Genomic DNA, 17,224 nt, shown 5'->3' with positions numbered 1-17,224 from the left:
GATAGGTGTGGGCCCCGGCACGCGACATGCGTGCCGGGGATTCTTTTTGCGCGAGCGCGTAGCAGGGGCAGATGTCTTCCGAATCCAAAGTGAATTTCGGCGCAACCGCGCGCTTGCGCAAATGGCCCTCGCTCGGAAATCAACGGCGCGAGGACCGCGAGACCTACCTCGTGCTCGAAGACACGCTCGATCGATGCATCACGGCGTTCATGGACAAGCCGCTGGCAACCAGGCACCTCTACCAGATCCATACCTCGCCACAACCGCCGCTGGTGACGGAGATTCTCTCCCCCGAGCACATCGCCGAGCTGTCCCGGCTGCGTGACTATCTGTGACGACGCGCGACAGCGATTGACATCGCGAGGAACATTCTTCTGCTTTTTCCCGTTGATGAGGCGAACCAGGCGTGAGTGCCCACGATGCTCGAAGCCGTCCCGTTATCTCTCGATGTGCCCTATGGCGCGGATCAAACGCTGTTCGTCGTGATCGACCGGATCAGCGGCGCCAGGGAAATCCGCGTCGAGCGCGCAGATCTCGAGCAGACGATCGGCGAGTTCATCGCCGGTTGCTTCAGCGACCCCGTGCGGGTCATTTCGTTCAATACGCTCGAGCACTGGGTCAAGGACATCTCGACCGACGTCGCCCTTGAAATCCAATCCCGCTGCGACATCGACGGCACCGACCTGCCCGACCATCTTCGGGACTTCGTCGAGCGACACATCTGTGTGAGCTCCTGCCCCCCGTCCGGCCTGCACACGACACTTCGCGCGCGGATTGCGGCACGCTAGATCGCTCGCCGTCCAGCACTCAGACATGAAAAAAGCGCCGCATCGCGGCGCCTTTTTCCGTCGGCACTCTCAGTGGTGCCAGAACAACGCTAACAGCAGGATGATCGGCAGGGGAACGCCGAGCAGCCAAAGCAAAGCACCTCTTCCAAATCCCATGGTCGTCTCCTCCTCAACACGGACATGACGCGGGAGGCGAAGAGAAGTTCCTGGCCGTTTGGCGCGGCCGCATGCGGAAAAAAGCATGGGCTTCAGGAAGGGTCAGGCCTGCCGGCGCCTGCCGGCCATCGCCTCGATCTCGCGGCGACGATCGCCCGCGAAGGATAACAATTTCTCGACCGTGAGCGTATCCGTGATCCGTTTCGCCAGCCGCTCGGCGCGCGCAGCCTGGTCCTCAAGATGCTGGATCGTGTTCACGCGCCCTCCCCGAACCGTCGAGTTTGTCTAGCCCGCTATGTTGCTTCAGCGAGACTAACAGCCGGTTAAGCGCGGTATGCGGGTGCGACGTCGCAGAACGGGACTTCTGCGAGCGCGATGGTTACTGCACTACGTCGAGCTTCACGTTGGCGACGCCCTTGTTGACCATGCCGAGCGCCTCGGCGGCGGAATAGGAAACGTCGACGACGCGCCCGCGGACATAGGGGCCGCGGTCGTTGACGCGGACCGTCACCGAACGGCCGGTGGAAACGTTGGTCACGCGCAGGCGCGTGCCGAACGGCAACGAGGGATGGGCGGCGGTGAGTTCGTTCTTGTCGAACTTCTCCCCGCTCGCGGTCTCCTGATCATCCGAGTAGAAGCTTGCGACGCCTTGCGAGGTCGTTTGCTTCTCAGCCGCGCGGGTTGGCGCATGATGGCGCGGACGGGCATAGACGCCGGCGAACCTGCGGGCATCGTGACGATGCTCGGTCATGGCCTGCCGGCTTGCAGTTGCGAATTCCGCTTTCTGCCGCGCGACCGGCGATTGCGCGCAAGCTGCGAGCGATACGGCAGCAATCAGGCTAAGGACAAGTCGAGTAACCGACCCGTACAGGGAACCCCGGCTTGCGTGGGTCTGCGGGTCAATTGTTTCGGCACATTCGAATCGAGACATGATTACGCGCCTCCGACCTGCCCCTAGTCCGGCGGTCAATGGAGGCAGAACCTTGTCGGAAAGAGAGCCACCCTGCGGCCTTGTCGCTTTCGCTCGACTTGTTGCGATTCCACAACAGTTCGTCGTGTGTCTCGAAGCGGAACACGGCGCATCCGATCGGGCATATCAGCCGTGGGACTCTCGCCAGAAAACCGCGTGCGCCTCGCGCGCCGCGCTCTCCGTGAGAAGCCGCGCGAGCTCACGCCAATAGAGTTTTCGCCATCGCCATTGCAGGCCGGCCAGAAACTCGATGTCCCGCTGGGTCAGAAAGCACATGACGAGCCCCATCACGCTTCCACGCACTTCGTGCGTCTCAGCTCATCCGCTAGCGACAAGTCCACTCATCGGCGCGACATCGGCGCTGTCGGGGAAAACGGTGCTGGCAAGCATGCTGTCCTCGACACGCAGATGATCGCGCAACAGCCCCTTCAGCACGGCGCGCAGATCCGTCGTCGGCTTGAGGTCGCGATCCTCGAACAGCTGTGCCGGCTTCAATCCCGGCCAGTCCGCGATGACGCGGCCTCCCTTCAGTGCGCCGCCGGTGAGGAATGCGACCGTGCCGGTACCATGGTCCGTCCCCTCCGTGCCGTTGATCCGGGCGGTGCGGCCGAACTCGGTGACGACGGCAACGACGGTGTCGTGCCAGGCCTCGCCCATATTGGTCTCGATCGAGGCGAGCGCGCCATCGAGTGCGCCAAGCAGGTTGAAGAGCTGCCCGGAGGCGGCGCCTTCGGCGATGTGCGTATCCCATCCGACAAAACCCATGGCGCCGACGCGCGGGCCGTCGTGCTTTGCGAGATAGCGCGCGGCGGTGCCGGCGGCTTCCGCAAAATAGGCGCGCACGCGCGCTATTCCGGGCGGCATCAATGTCGGATCGTCCGACATCGGATCGCCCATCCTCGCGGTGCCGCCGAGCGACGCAAGCTTCATGCGTGCCTGGAGCACGGTGGCGAGCTTCGGATCGGTGTGCTGATAGAGGTCGAGCAGGCGGTTCTGCGTATCCTCGCTGGCCGACAGAAGCTTTTGCGGCACCCATGACATCACGGGTGCCGAGCCGCGCACCACCAGGGGCGTCACCGCACCGACGCCGAGCGCACGGCTGCCGCGCGGATCGACGCGACCGCCCGATTCCAGCGCGAGGAGTGTCCGATTGAGCCAGCCGGAGCCGGTCGCGCCGGGCCTTGAGATTCCGCTCTCGAGCACGTCCTGACCGTCGAAATGCGAGCGCTCGCGATAAGGCGTCGCGGTTGCGTGCACAATCAATGCCTGCTGGCTCTTGTACAACCGATGCAGGTTTGGCATCGCCGGATTGAGCGCGAAGAAGGCGTCGAGCGGCAGCGCCGGCGTCTTGCCGTCGAGCACCAGTGCACGCTCGCCGCGCAAGGAGATCCAGTCGGGATCGCCGACCGGCGCAACCGCGCCGAGACCGTCGAGCGCGCCCCTCAGGATGATGACGAGCAGGCGCGGATCGCGCCCTTCCGCGCGTGCGAGCTTGGGCATCTGGCTCCACGCAAACAACGCGCCCGAGCCGATCAGCAGTTCGCGCCGTGTCGGCAGGTGGTTGGCGAAGCTCATGCTCACCTCCTCTGGAAGTCCGCCGACATGAACAGCAGCGCGAGCGCCTGCTGCCGGCTTTCGGCGCGATTGACGGCTTGCTTGACTTCGGGCGAGACCATCGAGGCGAAGACGGTTTCGATGATGTCCTGCGGATCGGCCTGGCCCGCGAAGCGCTCGGCGAAACTGTTGGCGATGTCGAGCCGACGTCCCACGCCGTCGATCCAGCTCGCCTCGTCATCGGGATAGCCCTTCGGCGCCGGCGGGCGCCACAGCGCCTCGCCGAGCAGCTCCAGCCCACCCGTGAAGCGCGCCGGATCGACCTGCGTGATGCCGGTCGCGCGCACCATGCCCACGCCCCATTCGCCGGGACGCTTGAGCTTGGACGGCGGCTGGCTCCACGCCTCGGGCGAGGACACCATCGTCTTGGCGAGTTCCTTGAGGTCGCCGTCAGTATCGCGAAACGTCTTCGTCATCTGCTCGATCAGCGATGGCGGCGGTGTCTCGGCAATGAAGTGGCGCGCCAGCTTGGTCGCGACATGTGTCGCCGTCGCGGGATGAACCGCGAGATCACTGAGCACGGCGCGTCCCTGCTCGACCCCATCCTGGTCATAGAGCTTGCCGAGCACTGTCTGCCCGCCGGGCTCATGGAGCCGGGGGTTGAAGGTAAATTCACCGCCGCGCTCCGGGTCGTTTCCGGGCGGTATCAAGGTCCAGCCCGTCAGAACGTTCGCGAAGCTGATGACATCATCCTGCGTGTAGCCGCTGCGCACACCGAGCGTATGTAGCTCCATGATTTCGCGCGCAAAATTCTCGTTCAGGCCGCGGCTGCGGTTGATGCCGGCGATCGAGTTCGCCCCCATCGAGCCAAGATTGTCGAGATAGAACAGCATGGCCGGATGGCCTTCGGCGGCCAGCAGGAGATCGTTGAAGCGACCGAGCACGTGCGGGCGAATGGCCTCGCGCTCATAAGCACCCGACATGCTCTGGATCTTGTTTGCGGAGATGCAGAAGTGGTTGGACCAGAACCACACCAGCCGCTCGGCAAAGCCGATCTCCGCAGCCAGCGCCGCCTCCGTGCGAACCTTTGCCTCCTCGAGATAGATCGGCCGTCCCGGATCGGGAACGGCGTCGGCGGCCTTCCTGGCCGCCATCTCGGCGGCTTCCGCGCCCTGACCCTGCCCTTGAGTCTGGCTTTGCTTCTGCGTCTGATTGTTTCCTTGGCTTGCGTCCTGGCCCTCGGCCATGACGGGAGCCGCGGCCATCTGCTGCTTCTTGGCTTCCTGCTTGGCCCGCGCGGCGCGCCTGGCATTGGCGTCTGCGACCGTGCGGTAGGCCTTGGCGCTGGTCGGAAGGTTGGCCGCGGCTGCCAGCAGCAATGGCCGGTCGAGTTCGGCCAGCAGCGCTGCGCGTGGGTCGGCTTCGATCGCGGCAATCGACCCCGGTCGCGGCCCCATGCCGAAGCGATGGAGCGCCAGCACGGCTTCAGCCTTTGCAGAATTGCTCATGGCTTGTGTCCGATATGTCAGCCAACCGAACCTTCGCGCCGGCCGCCTCGGCCAACCACGACGCCCTGTAATGCTACATACCGTAGCATTTGCATCAATCGCCTGCAAGCTCCGATTGAGCGGTCCGCGACGCGCGCTCAGCGTTCAGCCCGAAGGCGAAATCGCCCGCAAGACATCCCTGAAGACGCCGTTCTGCAATTGAAACGCTTGCGCGCCGTCGTCCCGCGCGGCTGGAATGCCGGAGTCGTCGGACGGGTCCGGATACACCGGCAACGTAGTGAGCGGCACCAGTGCCGCTCCACCGAGAAGCGAAACAAACCGGCGCCGTCTCACTCGATCCTCTCGTTCACGCGTTTTGCGGCCACCCAGCTCGCACGCGTGCCTTCCTAGAAATGAGGCCCCAGTGCAATTTTCGTGATGGTGCCGTTCTTGACCCCGATCCGCCATTCTGCAGAGCCGTTGGCGAACTGCGCGATGTAGATGTCGCTGTCGAGCGCGGTGACGCCGCGGAACGACATCGCGCGCAGCGCGCCGAGCCGGGTCAGGATCGCCTGATCGAACGGGAGCTGCTGACGCGTCTGCTCGGCGACCTCCGTGGTCATGTGGTCATAGTCCGGTCGGCCCTTGCCGACGCTTTCGATGTACTGGCGCAGCATCTCCTCGCCGTTGGCGATCGGCATGTTCCGCCGCGCCACGCGCCCCAGCCGCGCACCGGGATGAGGCGCGTCGACGTTGTAGAAACGCGTCTGCCGTCCCGGCAGCAGGATCTCGCGACATTGTCCCGACCGGTCGGCAATCACCCAGGGATTATTGACCGTGGTGGTGAAGAACGACGTCATGCTGCTGCCGATGGTTGCCTGCATGCGCCGATTGCCGTCCGCATCCAGGTTGAAGACCTGAATGTCGTCGCCCGTGTCGTTGTAGAACGCGATCCTGATCGGCGAGGTGCCGGCCTGGCCGCGAACGGCGGATTGTTCCGAGCAGGCGACGATGCCACCGAGCTCGTCGTTGCCGTCGGGCCGGAAGATCACGTCACCGGCCTTGCCGTCCGGGTCGATCAGCAGGCGAAACTCCGCAGTGCCGTTCTCGAACTTGGCGCCATAGATGTCGTAGCCGCCCGGGCCGACGCCGCGGAAGAAAATCGATTCCACCGCGCCGAGCGCCAGGAACGTCGCCTGCAATTCCCCGACCTGCCGATGGATCTTGGCGGCCAGCGGCGCGCTCATGGCGTCGTAGTTCGGCGTACCGCGACGCAAGTCTTCGACCCCGCGGAGGATCATCTCCTTGCTGCCCGGCGCCGGGACCTGGTCCCTGAACCGCTCCGAAACTTCCGCGATCCGCCTCAGGAAGTCGGCCTCGATGCTGCCTGCGATGGCCTCATCGATACGGCCCGCGAGGCGCGGGCCTGACGCGGCGCTGTGCAGGAGCACCCGCGCCACCCGGGCCTGATCGTCGCGCAGGAAGACCACGAGATCGTCGCCCCTGATCGAGAACGCGTCGGCGCCTTCGGCCATCAGGGCAAAGGCGGGCCGGCCGGTTTCGTGCACCAGGAGCCGATTGCCATCTCGCTTGACGGTCAGCACCCGGTTGGGCGCGACCTTGTACCAGCCGACATATTGGTCGAGCGAGGCTACATCGGCGACTGGTGCCGGCATCTCGACGACGCGGGTGGCGCGAACGTCGCGACCGTTCACCACCATCATCAGCTCCGAGGACCGGCGCTCCGCGTCGACCGGGAACGTGATGTTGCCGAACGCGGCGACATAGGACGCCATGCCATCCTTCACCGTCAATCGCTGCTTGCGCTGCCCGGTCCACTGTCCGAGCAATTCATCGCCGTCGCGGAAGATGGCGAATACCGAGGTCGGGCCGAGCGCGTAGAAATTGACGAAGGCACGGTAGTGCTGGGAGCTGCCCGGCTCGCCGACATCTTCCATGATCGGGCTCGCTTCCGGCGTGCGATAGGCAATCATGCCAGTCGAGACGATCACGGCGGGCACGATCATGGCCGCGATCCAGGCACGCTTGCGCCAGCCAACTGCGGCGGGCATCGCCGCTGCCGCAATGATGCGCTCGACGCGGGCGCGCACCGTCGACGCCCGCGCCATCGCGAGCTCCATCGGGCGCGGCTTCACCGAGGTTGCGACGTCGAGCAGGATCTCCGCATAGGACAGCCTGTCGTCGATCGCCTCGATCGCCTGGACGTCGCTGATGATCTCGGCGAGCTCCGCCAGATGCGCGAGTTGCCACCACGAGAAGGGGCTGAACCAGAACGCGGCACGATTCAGGGAGGCGAGCAGCAGGACGTAGAAGTCGCCATTGGCGACATGCGCGCCCTCGTGGGCGAGTACGGCAAGCCGCTTCCGCGCATCCCAATCAAGAAACTGAGGCGGCACGAGAATGGTCGATCCGAACGTGACGGGACCGCCGATATCGCGGCTGACTCGCACCTCGGCATTGACCACCCGGGGACCACCGATCGGCTTCGCCGCCCGCGCCATGCGAAAAGTCAGCCAGAGGCCGACGAAGAGCCGCAGCAGCAGGAAGCCCGCGACGCCGGCATAGGCCATCGTCGCGAGCGCCCACCAGTTGATCGGCGCCGCACTTTTCGGCAGCGGCACGACGGCCGTGCCATGCTCGGCGGACGGCAAGAGCGGAAGCGACTCGGCGATCGGCGCTTCAGCCGGCCAGACGGCGTCCGCCGCCACCACCGGCAGGCGGGTAATGGTGAGCGTCGGCCAATGCATCACGAACGGCATCGCGAGCGAGGCCAGTAGCACGACGACCCACGCTGTCATGTGCACGTGCGGATTGCGCACGCGAAAGAGATAAAGACCAAACCAGACGACGCCTCCCAGTACAAAGGAGCGCAGCGCCGCCTCTGCCAGAGTTGCGATCATTCTTTCTTCACTCCCCTCACCTTTTTCGCCTTGGCCACCTGGTCAGCCAGCGAGCGCAACTGTTGCTGATCGAGCATCGCATTGTCGACCATGCCGACCAGCACCTCCTCGATCGAGCCGTTGCAGAACCAGTCGACGATGCGCTGCACCGCCTTGGCCGCGACGCGCGCGCGGGGCTCGACCGCCTGGTAGACGTAGGTGCGTCCGTCCACAGTGTGACGTGCGTAACCTTTTTCCTCCAGCCGGCGCAGGACGGTACGAACCGTCGACTCCTTGAGACGGCGCGGCAACCGTTCACGCACGACCTCGGCCGTCACCGGCCCGAGAGCCCAAACCAATTGCATGACCTCGCGCTCGAGGTCGCCCAGTTCGGGCAAACGATCGTCCATGGTGTCTGACCTTGCGGCTGAAGATTTCTTGTAACGTTACGGATCGTCGCATATACGGACGCGCCGCGCAACGGCGTTTCCACCTGAGATGGTGCCGCGGTGCTGACCGATCCGCCCGCGCGCGGGCGGGCGAAGCCGTCAGTAATTCGGCTCGTACATCTGCGACCGGACCAGGCCCATCACGTCATTGGGGACCGGCCCTTCCGCAAGGCCGCGCTGATAGGCGACCTGCGCGACCGCGGCCGCGATCCGAGAAGAGACCTCACGGATGCGCGGCAGCGCCGGATACAGGCTGCCCTGGTCGAGATCGTCCTTGCCGACACAATCGGCGAGCGAATGCGCGGCGGCCATGAACATCTCGTCGGTCACGAGGCGCGACCGGCTGGCGATCACGCCGAGCCCGACGCCCGGGAAGATGTAGGAGTTGTTGCCCTGGCGCGGGACGAACGTCCTGCCGTTGAGCGTCACCGGGTCATAGGGGCTGCCGCAGGCGAACAGCGCGCGGCCCTCGGTGTAGCGATAGGCATCCTCGGCCGAGCACTCCGCCTTCGAGGTCGGGTTGGAGAGCGCGAACACGATCGGATGCGCATTGAGCTTCGCCATCGCCCTGAGCACGTCCGGCGTGAACGCGCCGCCCACCGCCGCAACGCCGATGATCGCGGTCGGCTTCAGCGTCTCGATCGCGGTGGGGAAGTCGGCAATCTGGCCATGGTCGTGGGCATAGCGCAGCTTGTGACCGGACAGGCCCGCCCGTCCCTTGACGACGAGGCCGCGGGAATCCACCAGCCAGTTACGGCTGAGAGCTTCGGCCTCGGACGCGCCCTCCGCCATCATCGCCGAGACCACGAGATCGGCGATGCCGGTCGCCGCCTCACCTGCACCCAAGAACAGGATGCGTTGCTCCCTGAGCTTGCCGCCGCTGACACGCAGTGCCGAGAACAGGCCGGCAAGCGCCACCGCCGCCGTGCCCTGGATGTCGTCATTGAAGACGCAGGCCTCGTCGCGGTATTTATGCAGAAGCTTGAACGCGGAGTGGTTGGCAAAATCCTCGAACTGGATCAGCACGTCCGGAAAGGTCGCACGCGCAGCCTGCATGAACTCGTCGACGAAACTGTCGTAGGCGTCACCCGTGAGGCGCCGTTCGCGCAAACCGAGATAGTAGGGGTCGCGCAGCAGCTCCTCATTATTGGTGCCGACGTCGAGGACGATCGGCAGGCACTGCTCCGGATGCACGCCGGCACAGGCCGAATAGAGCGAGAGCTTGCCGACCGGGATGCCCATGCCGTTGGCACCGAGATCGCCGAGACCGAGGATCCGTTCGCCATCGGTCACCACGATCAGCTTTGCGGGATAGGGCCAGTTCTGCAAAATCTCGGCGATCTGGCCGCGGTCGCGCGAGGAGATGAACATACCGCGCGGACGCTGGAAGATCAGGCCGAATTTCTGGCAGGCGAGCCCGACCGTCGGCGTGTAGATCAGCGGCTGGATCTCATCGATGTTGTCGCAGACGACACGAAAAAACAGTGCCTCGTTGCGATCATGCAAGGCGTTCAGTGCAACATACTTCTCGAGGTCGCTCGGCAGACCGCGCAAGTTGATCAGGACGCGCTCCGCCTGGTCCTGCATCGTCAGCACGCACGCTGGCAACAGGCCGCGCAAACCGAGCGCCGCCCGCTCCTGCTCGGTGAAGGCGGTGCCCTTGTTGAGCAAGGGATCGCGGAGCAACGTCATGCCGCGCGGCGAAGTGGAAGGCGTTGAGTGGGCGTTGACCCGGTCAGGTCTATTCACGAATTCCCCCAAGACTATCTTATGTGAGAACAAACATTGTCGGTCAGCCCTCGATTGAGATCAAGAACGTTGCAGGTCAAGCCCGATTGTGATTTCGCACTGCAGCGACGCGCCTGCGACCGGGAATGACGCAGGTTGCCGCTGCTGCATCGGCCGCAAAAGTTAACGTCCCTGGGCGTGTTCTTCGCCCACAATGTGGGACAGCAGGAGATGTAGAGGCTGGGAAGATCCGCTTCGTCGACCGCGGGAATTTCAGCCCGCCTTTCACCGGCAGGTTGCTCGTGACGAGAAGTGAACGACAGCGCCGTTCAGGAGGGCAAGGACGAAAATCAGCCTGTCGCGCGCCGCAAGGTCAGGTTCGAGGCCGGGTCGGCGGGCGCGGCAATCTGCATCAGGATGGTCTGGGCGGAGGACGCAATTTCGATTCCGTTTTCCTGGAAACGCAGCTTCACGCGGCGATTGAACTCGCGTTGAACCGGCCAACGGCCGCTGTCGGTGCATCGGATCTGGCCGACGATCGACACCATCGACCCATCCACCTTGTCGATGCCCCAAAGCTCCAGGTCGCCGCGGATCGCCGCGCGGAACTCCGGCTCCCGACGCATCTCATCGACAATGTCCTTGAGGATTTGCCCGGCGCGATCGGTATCCTCCTTGTAGGCGACATTGACGCTGACGGATGCATTGCCTGCGCCACGACTCGCATTGGTGATGGTGGTCACCGCGCTGAACGGCACGATGTGCAGGGATCCATCGCCGGCGCGCAAACGAATGGTGCGGATCGAGACGTTTTCGACCACGCCCGTCAGCCCGGAGACACTGACGGTGTCTCCGACCTGGACCGTATTCTCGAGCAGGAGAAACAGGCCGGTGATGAGATCCTGCACCAGCTTCTGCGAACCGAAACCGATGGCGATACCGACGATGCCTGCTCCCGCCAGAAGCGGCGCGACGTTGACGCCGATCTCGCTCAGCGCGGTGAGACCGACGACGGTCGCAATCAGGCACAACAACGCCGTCCGCAGCATCGGTTGAAACGTGCGCAGGCGCGCTGCGCGGGCGTAGTGGCCATCGCGCGACAAAACGTTGACCTGCCGGTCCATCAGCGCATTGCTGGCTTCCCAGATTGCCGCCGCGATTCCCGCGGCAACGCCGATGGTCGCGACCGCGGACAGGAGCCTGCTGCCGATCTGACCGCCATAGAACCAGACGATGGCGTCCACGCCCCAGACCTCCAGCACGGCTACGAAACCGATAAAGGCGATGACGCCAGAGACGATCTTGCGCAGCAGCGGCAGATAGCGGTTGGCCCGGATCTCGAGACCGGGAAAGCGTTGGAGGATCTCCGGATTGATGCGGAAACCGCGGTCGATCAGGCTCAGCGTCACTATGATGGCAACGCGCGTGATCAGCGCAACCGCGATGGTGCCGACGAAATACTGCAGCAGCAGCGAATAGCCGTTGCGGATGTTGAGGGCCCAGACAGCCCATAGCGCGAGATCGAGCGCAATCGCAAGATAGTGCCAGATGCTGGCGAGGCGATTGCGCGCCCTTGCCGCAACGCCCTGCCGGCCGGCCGGCGCACGAATGGCCTCGGCGACCTGGCGGCGGCATTGCAGGATGATGACCACGATGAAGAGATGCACGATCAGCAAGACCATGCGCAGCAAGGCCGCATAGCCGGCGCGATGCAGGCCGAGCAGCAGCGCCACGTTAGCAAAGGCGATGCCGGAGACGCCGACGCCGACGATGCGACGCGCCCAGATCTCGATATAGGCCGCGGTCTCGGCGCGAACCTGAAAGAGCCCGAAGGGCCCTGCCAGCGCCCGGATCAGACAGATGAGCCCGCGCGAAAAGGCATAGGCATTGACGACGGCGAGGATGACGAGGCGGACCGTCGCCGGCTCACCAATCTCGGTGCCGAGCAATGTCGTAGCGATGCCGACAAAGACGACCACCGGGAGCAATTCGATCGCGAGGCGGCCGAGCACGAAGGGCAGACGGAGCAGGAGTTGCCAGGCCCGAGCGAGACTAGCGCGGCGGCGATGCAGCTCGGGCTCGGCGGCCACGGATAATGGCGGCTCGATGATCGGCGCCGCCTGTGCGGGCACGTGCGAAGCCTGCGGCACGCGCGCTTCCAGAAACGCAACCGGACGCCTGATGAGGCGGAAAATCAGCCACTCTGCGCAGAAGGCGCAGCCGAACACCAGTCCCAGCTTCCACGCGATCTCGATCAGCAGGTTGTAGGCAGCAGGGTCGTTCGCCGTCCGCACGATCCAATAATAGAAGGCGGGAAAATGCGTGAGCGTCCGCGCCATGTCGGCGACCTGACGCGATATCTCGCCGATCTCTTCCGAGACCGTCAGCAGGAGCTCCGCGCCGAGGCCGTCGGCCGACAGCGAAGCGGGCGACTTCTGCTCGGGCGCGGGCGTCGTGGCCTGCGGCTGATCCGACACGCTGGCGATCGCTCGCAGCGTATCGATCATCCGGGCACGCTTCTGATCGTCCTGCAGCGTGTCCAGCGCGCGCCGGGCCTGCTCTGGAGAGAGCGTTGCAGCACTCGCCGCAGCAGACGGCGCCGGTTCGGCGCGTGCACCGGATAAAGTTGAGATCGCGAGGAATACGCAGGCAGCGAGAAGCGCCGAAGACAGCCTTTGCGACACGATGAGTCCCCAGAAATGGCTAAGGCGGTGTCAGAACCGGCACCGCCTTTGTGTATGAGTCATGTCGGATCATCGCTATTCGCCCCGGTCCTGTGTCGGAAGTTTGCCACCGCGGCGACTTTCTCTTGGCATTTGTTGCGACGCATGAATCGGGAACCGCGCGTCGACGTTTGCGCAACCGAGCGGCAATCTTCGAGGTAAAGTCGATCTCTCGCGACACGATCACGCCGCCACGGCACGAAGCGCAGCGGCTTTACGATCGATCATTCGGTGGCTTGTTCGGCGCGCGGGAATGCACTTGACACCCTGCCGTGCGGTGGATGCGTCGTCATCGCCGACAGAAATAAAGAGGAATGCTCGAATCACAGCGCCGGGAAGGTAAGGGGCCATGCCTCACTGATGCGGCCCGCTTCACCTTGACCCGGCGTGCCGTTCGCGGATTTTGCCGCTATGCGATAGTCCGAACGAGCTCCATCGCACTTAACGCGGCTGGATCTGCGGAGGTGGTGTCATAGACCTCCCCTTGCTCATGATATGGACGTTACGCGTCGCGCTGGGCGACCGGTGGGATGGTCCTCCTGTGACATAGAACTGTCAAGCGGGAACGGTGGCGCAGCGAGCAAATGTGAAGCGATGGGGAACGGCATTTCGAGTTGGAACCAGCGACAGCGAAAGCTCAGAGAAACATCTCAGTCAGATCCACCGTCGAGGCGTTGCCGATCTGGCCAAAGTGCCTGTCGAGCCAGCTTCTCGCCGCTTCGCGACCCTCATCGCGCAACCGGCACAGCAAGCTCCATTCCGGGTGGAATTGCGTCGCCGTCCCGAGCTGCGACATCAATTGATCATTGCCGATCCAGTGCATGTACATGCGGCTGTGCGTCTCCTTGTCGAGCTCACCATTGTCGATCAGCCGCGTCGCAAAGGCGATCGCGCGCATCTCACGCATCAATGACGAGTTGAAGCTGATCTCGTTGATGCGGTGAAGCACATCGGCGGCGCTCGCCGGCAATTCGTCGCGCCGGATCGCGGTCACCTGCACGATGATGACGTCGTGGCTGCCCTTGCGATAGATCAACGGGAAGATCGCGGGGTTACCGAGATAGCCGCCGTCCCAATAATGCTCGCCGTCGATCTCTACGGCCTGGAAATAGGGCGGCAGGCAGGCCGAGGCAAGCACGGCATCCGCGCTCAGGAGCGGCGTCTGGAACACCTTGATCTTGCCGGTCCGAATATTGGTCGCGTTGAGGAAGAGCTGGGGGGCATCGGCCGAGGAATTCAGGCGGTCGAAATCGACGACTCGCTGCAACAGCGCGCGCAGCGGATTGAAATGGAAGGGATTGAGAACGTTCGGCGGCACCGTGTGGGTCAGGGTGTGAATGAACGAGTGCACCGGATGGTATTCGGGCGGCAGCTTGAGCGCCTGGATCCACTGATTCAGCGGCGAGAAGAAGTCATAGACCATGTCCATGCGCGAGACCTCGTACCAGAACTGGTGCAGGTTCTCCCGCGCGCCATCGGCGCCGCCGAGCGCCATGCCCGAAGCCATCGCCACCGCATTCATCGCACCGGCGCTGGTCGCGCTGATTGCCTCGATAGCAAGCCGCCCATCCTCGAGCACGAGGTCGAGCACGCCCCACACGAACGCACCGTGCGCCCCGCCGCCCTGCAGCGCGAAGTTCACGTTCTTCACGTTCTTGCTGCCGTTACCTCTCACCTTGCCCGCTTCCTCCCTCCCTTCGCTTCACCCTCCAGGGCCTGCTGCACTGCCTTGAACTCGCGCAGCGAGGCCCTGTCGGCGCGCGGAAACTGCAGGTCGAGCCGCTCGAGCGCAGCGACGATGACGGAGCCGATGACGACGCGCGCGAACCATTTGTGGTCGGCGGGCACGACATACCACGGCGCATGGGTCGTCGCGGTATGCCGGACGATGTCCTGGTACACCGCCTGATAGCGCGGCCAGAGCGCACGCTCCTTGATATCGTCCATCGAGAACTTCCACTGCTTGGAGCGGTCCTCCAGACGATCGAGAAAGCGCTGGCGCTGCTCCTCTTTGGACAGGTTGAGGAAGAACTTCAGCACGACGGTGCCGTTGCGCGCGAGGTAACGCTCGAAGGCGGCAATGTCCTCGAACCGCTCGCGCCAGATATTTTTGGTAACGAGCCCGGACGGCAGCTTCTCCCGGGCAAGGACCTCCGGATGCACGCGCGTCACGAGGCATTCCTCGTAGTGGGAGCGGTTGAATATCCCGATGAGGCCGCGCGCCGGCAGCGCGACGACATGACGCCACAGAAAATCATGGTCGAGCTCGTGGCTGGTCGGCGCCTTGAACGCATGAACCTCGCAGCCCTGCGGGTTGATGCCCTCGAACAGCGCCTTGATCGCGCTGTCCTTGCCGGCCGCATCCATCCCCTGGATGATGATCAGGACCGACCAGCGGTCCTGCGCGTAGAGCCTCTCCTGAAAATCGGCGAGACGCTGCTTGTTGGCTTCGAGAATCTTCTGCGCCTCGTCCTTGTCGAGACCGCCCTTCTCGTTCGTCTTGTGGTCCTTCAGATGAAACTTGCCCGAGCCATCGTAACGAAAGGGCGTGATGAACCTGGCGAGCTCGGTGGCGAGCGATTTGGAGGGTTTCTTGTTCATGAGCTCGGCGATGGTTTGCGTTGCGGTTTCAATCGTTCGATGAGGCTACCAAGAATGCCCTTGGGAAGGAATATGATGAAGAGGACGAGCAGCACGCCATAGACGAGATTGTCCCAGCCGACGGCCTTGGTTCCAAATCCGATGCGCAAGCTTTCGGCGAGCAGGATGGTGATGATGGCGCCGACGGTCGGGCCCAGCGAGACGAACAGGCCGCCGACGATGGCCGCGAACACCATCTGGAGCGACACCGCGATGCCGCTCACCGTGTCGGGCGTAATGAACATCTGGTACTGGCAGTAGATCGCGCCCGCGAGCGCGGTCATCAGGGCGCTGATCAGGGTGATCTTCAGCTTCTCGGCGGTGACGTCGACCCCGGCGGCGGCTGCGGCGTCCTCGTCCTCCGAGATCGCCTCCAGCGCGTAGCGGCTCATGCTGCGGTCGATCCAGTGCCAGACCACGAGCCCTGCGAACCAGACCGCCAGCGCGACCAGATACCACGTCGTCTTGTCATCGAACTGGAGCGCCCAGAGCTTGTTGCCCGCCGCGCGGTTGGGCGTATAGCCGAGCGAGCCGCCGGTCCAGTCGCGCGTGGCGGTAATGACCTGGAGCACGATGCCGGAGAGCGCGAGCGTCACGAGGACGAAATAGTGCCCCGTGATGCGGAAGCGGAAGCAGGGATAGCCGACGACAAGCGCCAGCGCACCGGCTGCGACCATGCTGACGGGAATGCCGACCCAGGGCGATACTCCGAGATGATTCCACAGCAGCGCGGTGACATAGGCGCCGATTCCCATGAAACCGCCATGGCCGAGCGACACCAGGCCGAACCTCCCCATCATTGACCAGGATGTGTAGGCGAACGACCAGATCAGGATCAGCACCAGGATGTGAAGGTGATAGGGATCGCGATAGATAAACGGCAGCACGGCGAGCGCGGCAAGCCCGACAGCCCATGTAGCCAGATGCGCCTGTCTCGTCATCGACGCCTCGCGAGCAGGCCGGCGGGCCGGATGAACATCATGACGATGAAGAAGGCGAACGCCAGCACGTAGCCCCATTCGAGGTCGGAGAACAGGCCGCCGAGCGAGATGATCTCGGCGAAGACGAAGGCCGCGATGAAACCGCCGATGAAATTGCCGAGGCCGCCGAGCACGCAGATCAGGAAGGTGATCGGTCCGAACGACAGGCCGACGAAGGGATGCACGTCGTATTGCAGCACCAGGAGGCAGGCGGCGAGGCCGGCGAGCGCGCCGCCAAGCGCCGAGGTGATGATGTAGATCCTCTTGGTGTCAACGCCCATCAACGCCATGATCTGCCGGTCCTGGGAGATGGCGCGGATCGCCGTGCCGGTAAAGGTACGCGTCATGAACAGATAGACGGCGACCATGCCGACCAGCGCCGCGATGAAGGACAACAGCCGGGCATAGCTGAAATTCATGTCGCCGAGCGCGAGCACCGGCAAGCGGATGCCGAGATTGCGGAAGTCGATGCCGAAGGCGACGGTGGCAAAGCTCTGGAGCACGAACAGCACCCCGCCGGTCGCGAGCAACTGGTTGATCGGCGGCGCCGTCAGCAGCGGCGCGATGACGAGATAATGCAACGCCGCACCAAGCAGCGCGACCAGCATGATGGTGAAGGGCGCGGCGATAAAGTAGCTGATGCCGTAGTACTGAACCATGAAATACATGGCGTACATGCCGATCATCACAAGCTCGGCATAGCAGATCCAGGTCACGTCGATGACGCCGAAGATCAGGTTCAGGCCGAGCGCGAGCAGCGCCAGCACGCCGCCGAGCAGGATTCCATTGATCACGGCCTCCAGCAAATAGATGTCGAAGATATCAAGAAATGCCTGCATCGCCTGCCCG

Annotated in this window: 14 protein-coding genes and 1 pseudogene; 2 read left to right on the top strand and 13 right to left on the bottom strand. The window is 64.0% G+C overall.

Annotated elements, in window-relative coordinates; all coding sequences use genetic code 11:
- Positions 1-71 precede the first annotated feature (71 nt).
- Together ACV1FX_RS16370 and ACV1FX_RS16365 are read left to right on the top strand one after the other, a co-directional pair.
- Positions 72-335 (top strand): hypothetical protein, encoded by a 264-nt coding sequence (locus ACV1FX_RS16370; protein ID WP_473118582.1) that lies wholly within the window; start codon positions 72-74, stop codon positions 333-335.
- 84 nt (positions 336-419) lie between these two features.
- On the top strand, positions 420-788 hold the full coding sequence (locus ACV1FX_RS16365; RefSeq protein ID WP_473118581.1) for a hypothetical protein: 369 nt from the start codon (positions 420-422) through the stop codon (positions 786-788).
- Positions 789-1,046: 258 nt separating this feature from the next.
- Here the strand turns inward: ACV1FX_RS16365 and ACV1FX_RS16360 are convergent, their stop codons facing one another.
- From ACV1FX_RS16360 to ACV1FX_RS16300, 13 genes and pseudogenes are all read right to left on the bottom strand, one after another.
- Complete coding sequence (locus ACV1FX_RS16360) at positions 1,047-1,202, bottom strand: hypothetical protein (protein WP_473118580.1); 156 nt, start codon at positions 1,200-1,202, stop codon at positions 1,047-1,049.
- A gap of 121 nt (positions 1,203-1,323) precedes the next feature.
- Positions 1,324-1,875 carry a septal ring lytic transglycosylase RlpA family protein gene (locus ACV1FX_RS16355; RefSeq protein ID WP_473118579.1) on the bottom strand — a complete coding sequence of 184 codons (552 nt, stop codon included), beginning with the start codon at positions 1,873-1,875 and terminating at the stop codon, positions 1,324-1,326.
- 165 nt (positions 1,876-2,040) lie between these two features.
- Positions 2,041-2,202 (bottom strand): hypothetical protein, encoded by a 162-nt coding sequence (locus ACV1FX_RS16350; RefSeq protein WP_473118578.1) that lies wholly within the window; start codon positions 2,200-2,202, stop codon positions 2,041-2,043.
- Between the two features lie 30 nt (positions 2,203-2,232).
- Positions 2,233-3,489 (bottom strand): DUF1501 domain-containing protein, encoded by a 1,257-nt coding sequence (locus tag ACV1FX_RS16345; protein WP_473118577.1) that lies wholly within the window; start codon positions 3,487-3,489, stop codon positions 2,233-2,235.
- 2 nt (positions 3,490-3,491) lie between these two features.
- Complete coding sequence (locus ACV1FX_RS16340; protein ID WP_473118576.1) at positions 3,492-4,976, bottom strand: DUF1800 domain-containing protein; 1,485 nt, start codon at positions 4,974-4,976, stop codon at positions 3,492-3,494.
- Positions 4,977-5,362: 386 nt separating this feature from the next.
- Positions 5,363-7,876, bottom strand: a complete 2,514-nt coding sequence (locus ACV1FX_RS16335) for a M56 family metallopeptidase (RefSeq protein WP_473118575.1) — start codon at positions 7,874-7,876, stop codon at positions 5,363-5,365.
- Complete coding sequence (locus tag ACV1FX_RS16330; protein WP_473118574.1) at positions 7,873-8,265, bottom strand: BlaI/MecI/CopY family transcriptional regulator; 393 nt, start codon at positions 8,263-8,265, stop codon at positions 7,873-7,875. Before ACV1FX_RS16330 ends, ACV1FX_RS16335 begins: the two co-directional genes overlap by 4 nt.
- Before the next feature lie 138 nt (positions 8,266-8,403).
- The gene (locus ACV1FX_RS16325; protein WP_473118573.1) at positions 8,404-10,053 is read right to left on the bottom strand and encodes an NAD-dependent malic enzyme; all 1,650 of its coding nucleotides are present in this window, start codon (positions 10,051-10,053) and stop codon (positions 8,404-8,406) included.
- Positions 10,054-10,382: 329 nt separating this feature from the next.
- Positions 10,383-12,716, bottom strand: a complete 2,334-nt coding sequence (locus ACV1FX_RS16320) for a mechanosensitive ion channel domain-containing protein (RefSeq protein WP_473118572.1) — start codon at positions 12,714-12,716, stop codon at positions 10,383-10,385.
- Positions 12,717-13,392: 676 nt separating this feature from the next.
- Complete coding sequence (locus tag ACV1FX_RS16315; RefSeq protein ID WP_473118571.1) at positions 13,393-14,406, bottom strand: patatin-like phospholipase family protein; 1,014 nt, start codon at positions 14,404-14,406, stop codon at positions 13,393-13,395.
- 20 nt (positions 14,407-14,426) lie between these two features.
- Positions 14,427-15,356, bottom strand: coding sequence for a polyphosphate kinase 2 family protein (locus ACV1FX_RS16310; RefSeq protein ID WP_473118570.1), 930 nt, complete (start codon positions 15,354-15,356; stop codon positions 14,427-14,429).
- Positions 15,328-16,336, bottom strand: a pseudogene (locus ACV1FX_RS16305) (branched-chain amino acid ABC transporter permease); the annotation flags it as partial. The gene ACV1FX_RS16310 and the pseudogene ACV1FX_RS16305, both read right to left, overlap by 29 nt.
- Positions 16,333-17,214 carry a branched-chain amino acid ABC transporter permease gene (locus ACV1FX_RS16300; RefSeq protein WP_473118569.1) on the bottom strand — a complete coding sequence of 294 codons (882 nt, stop codon included), beginning with the start codon at positions 17,212-17,214 and terminating at the stop codon, positions 16,333-16,335. The gene ACV1FX_RS16300 and the pseudogene ACV1FX_RS16305, both read right to left, overlap by 4 nt.
- Positions 17,215-17,224: the final 10 nt, after the last annotated feature.

This window comes from Bradyrhizobium ingae (genome assembly GCF_055791185.1).
This window is presented reverse-complemented; position numbering and strand designations above follow the sequence as displayed.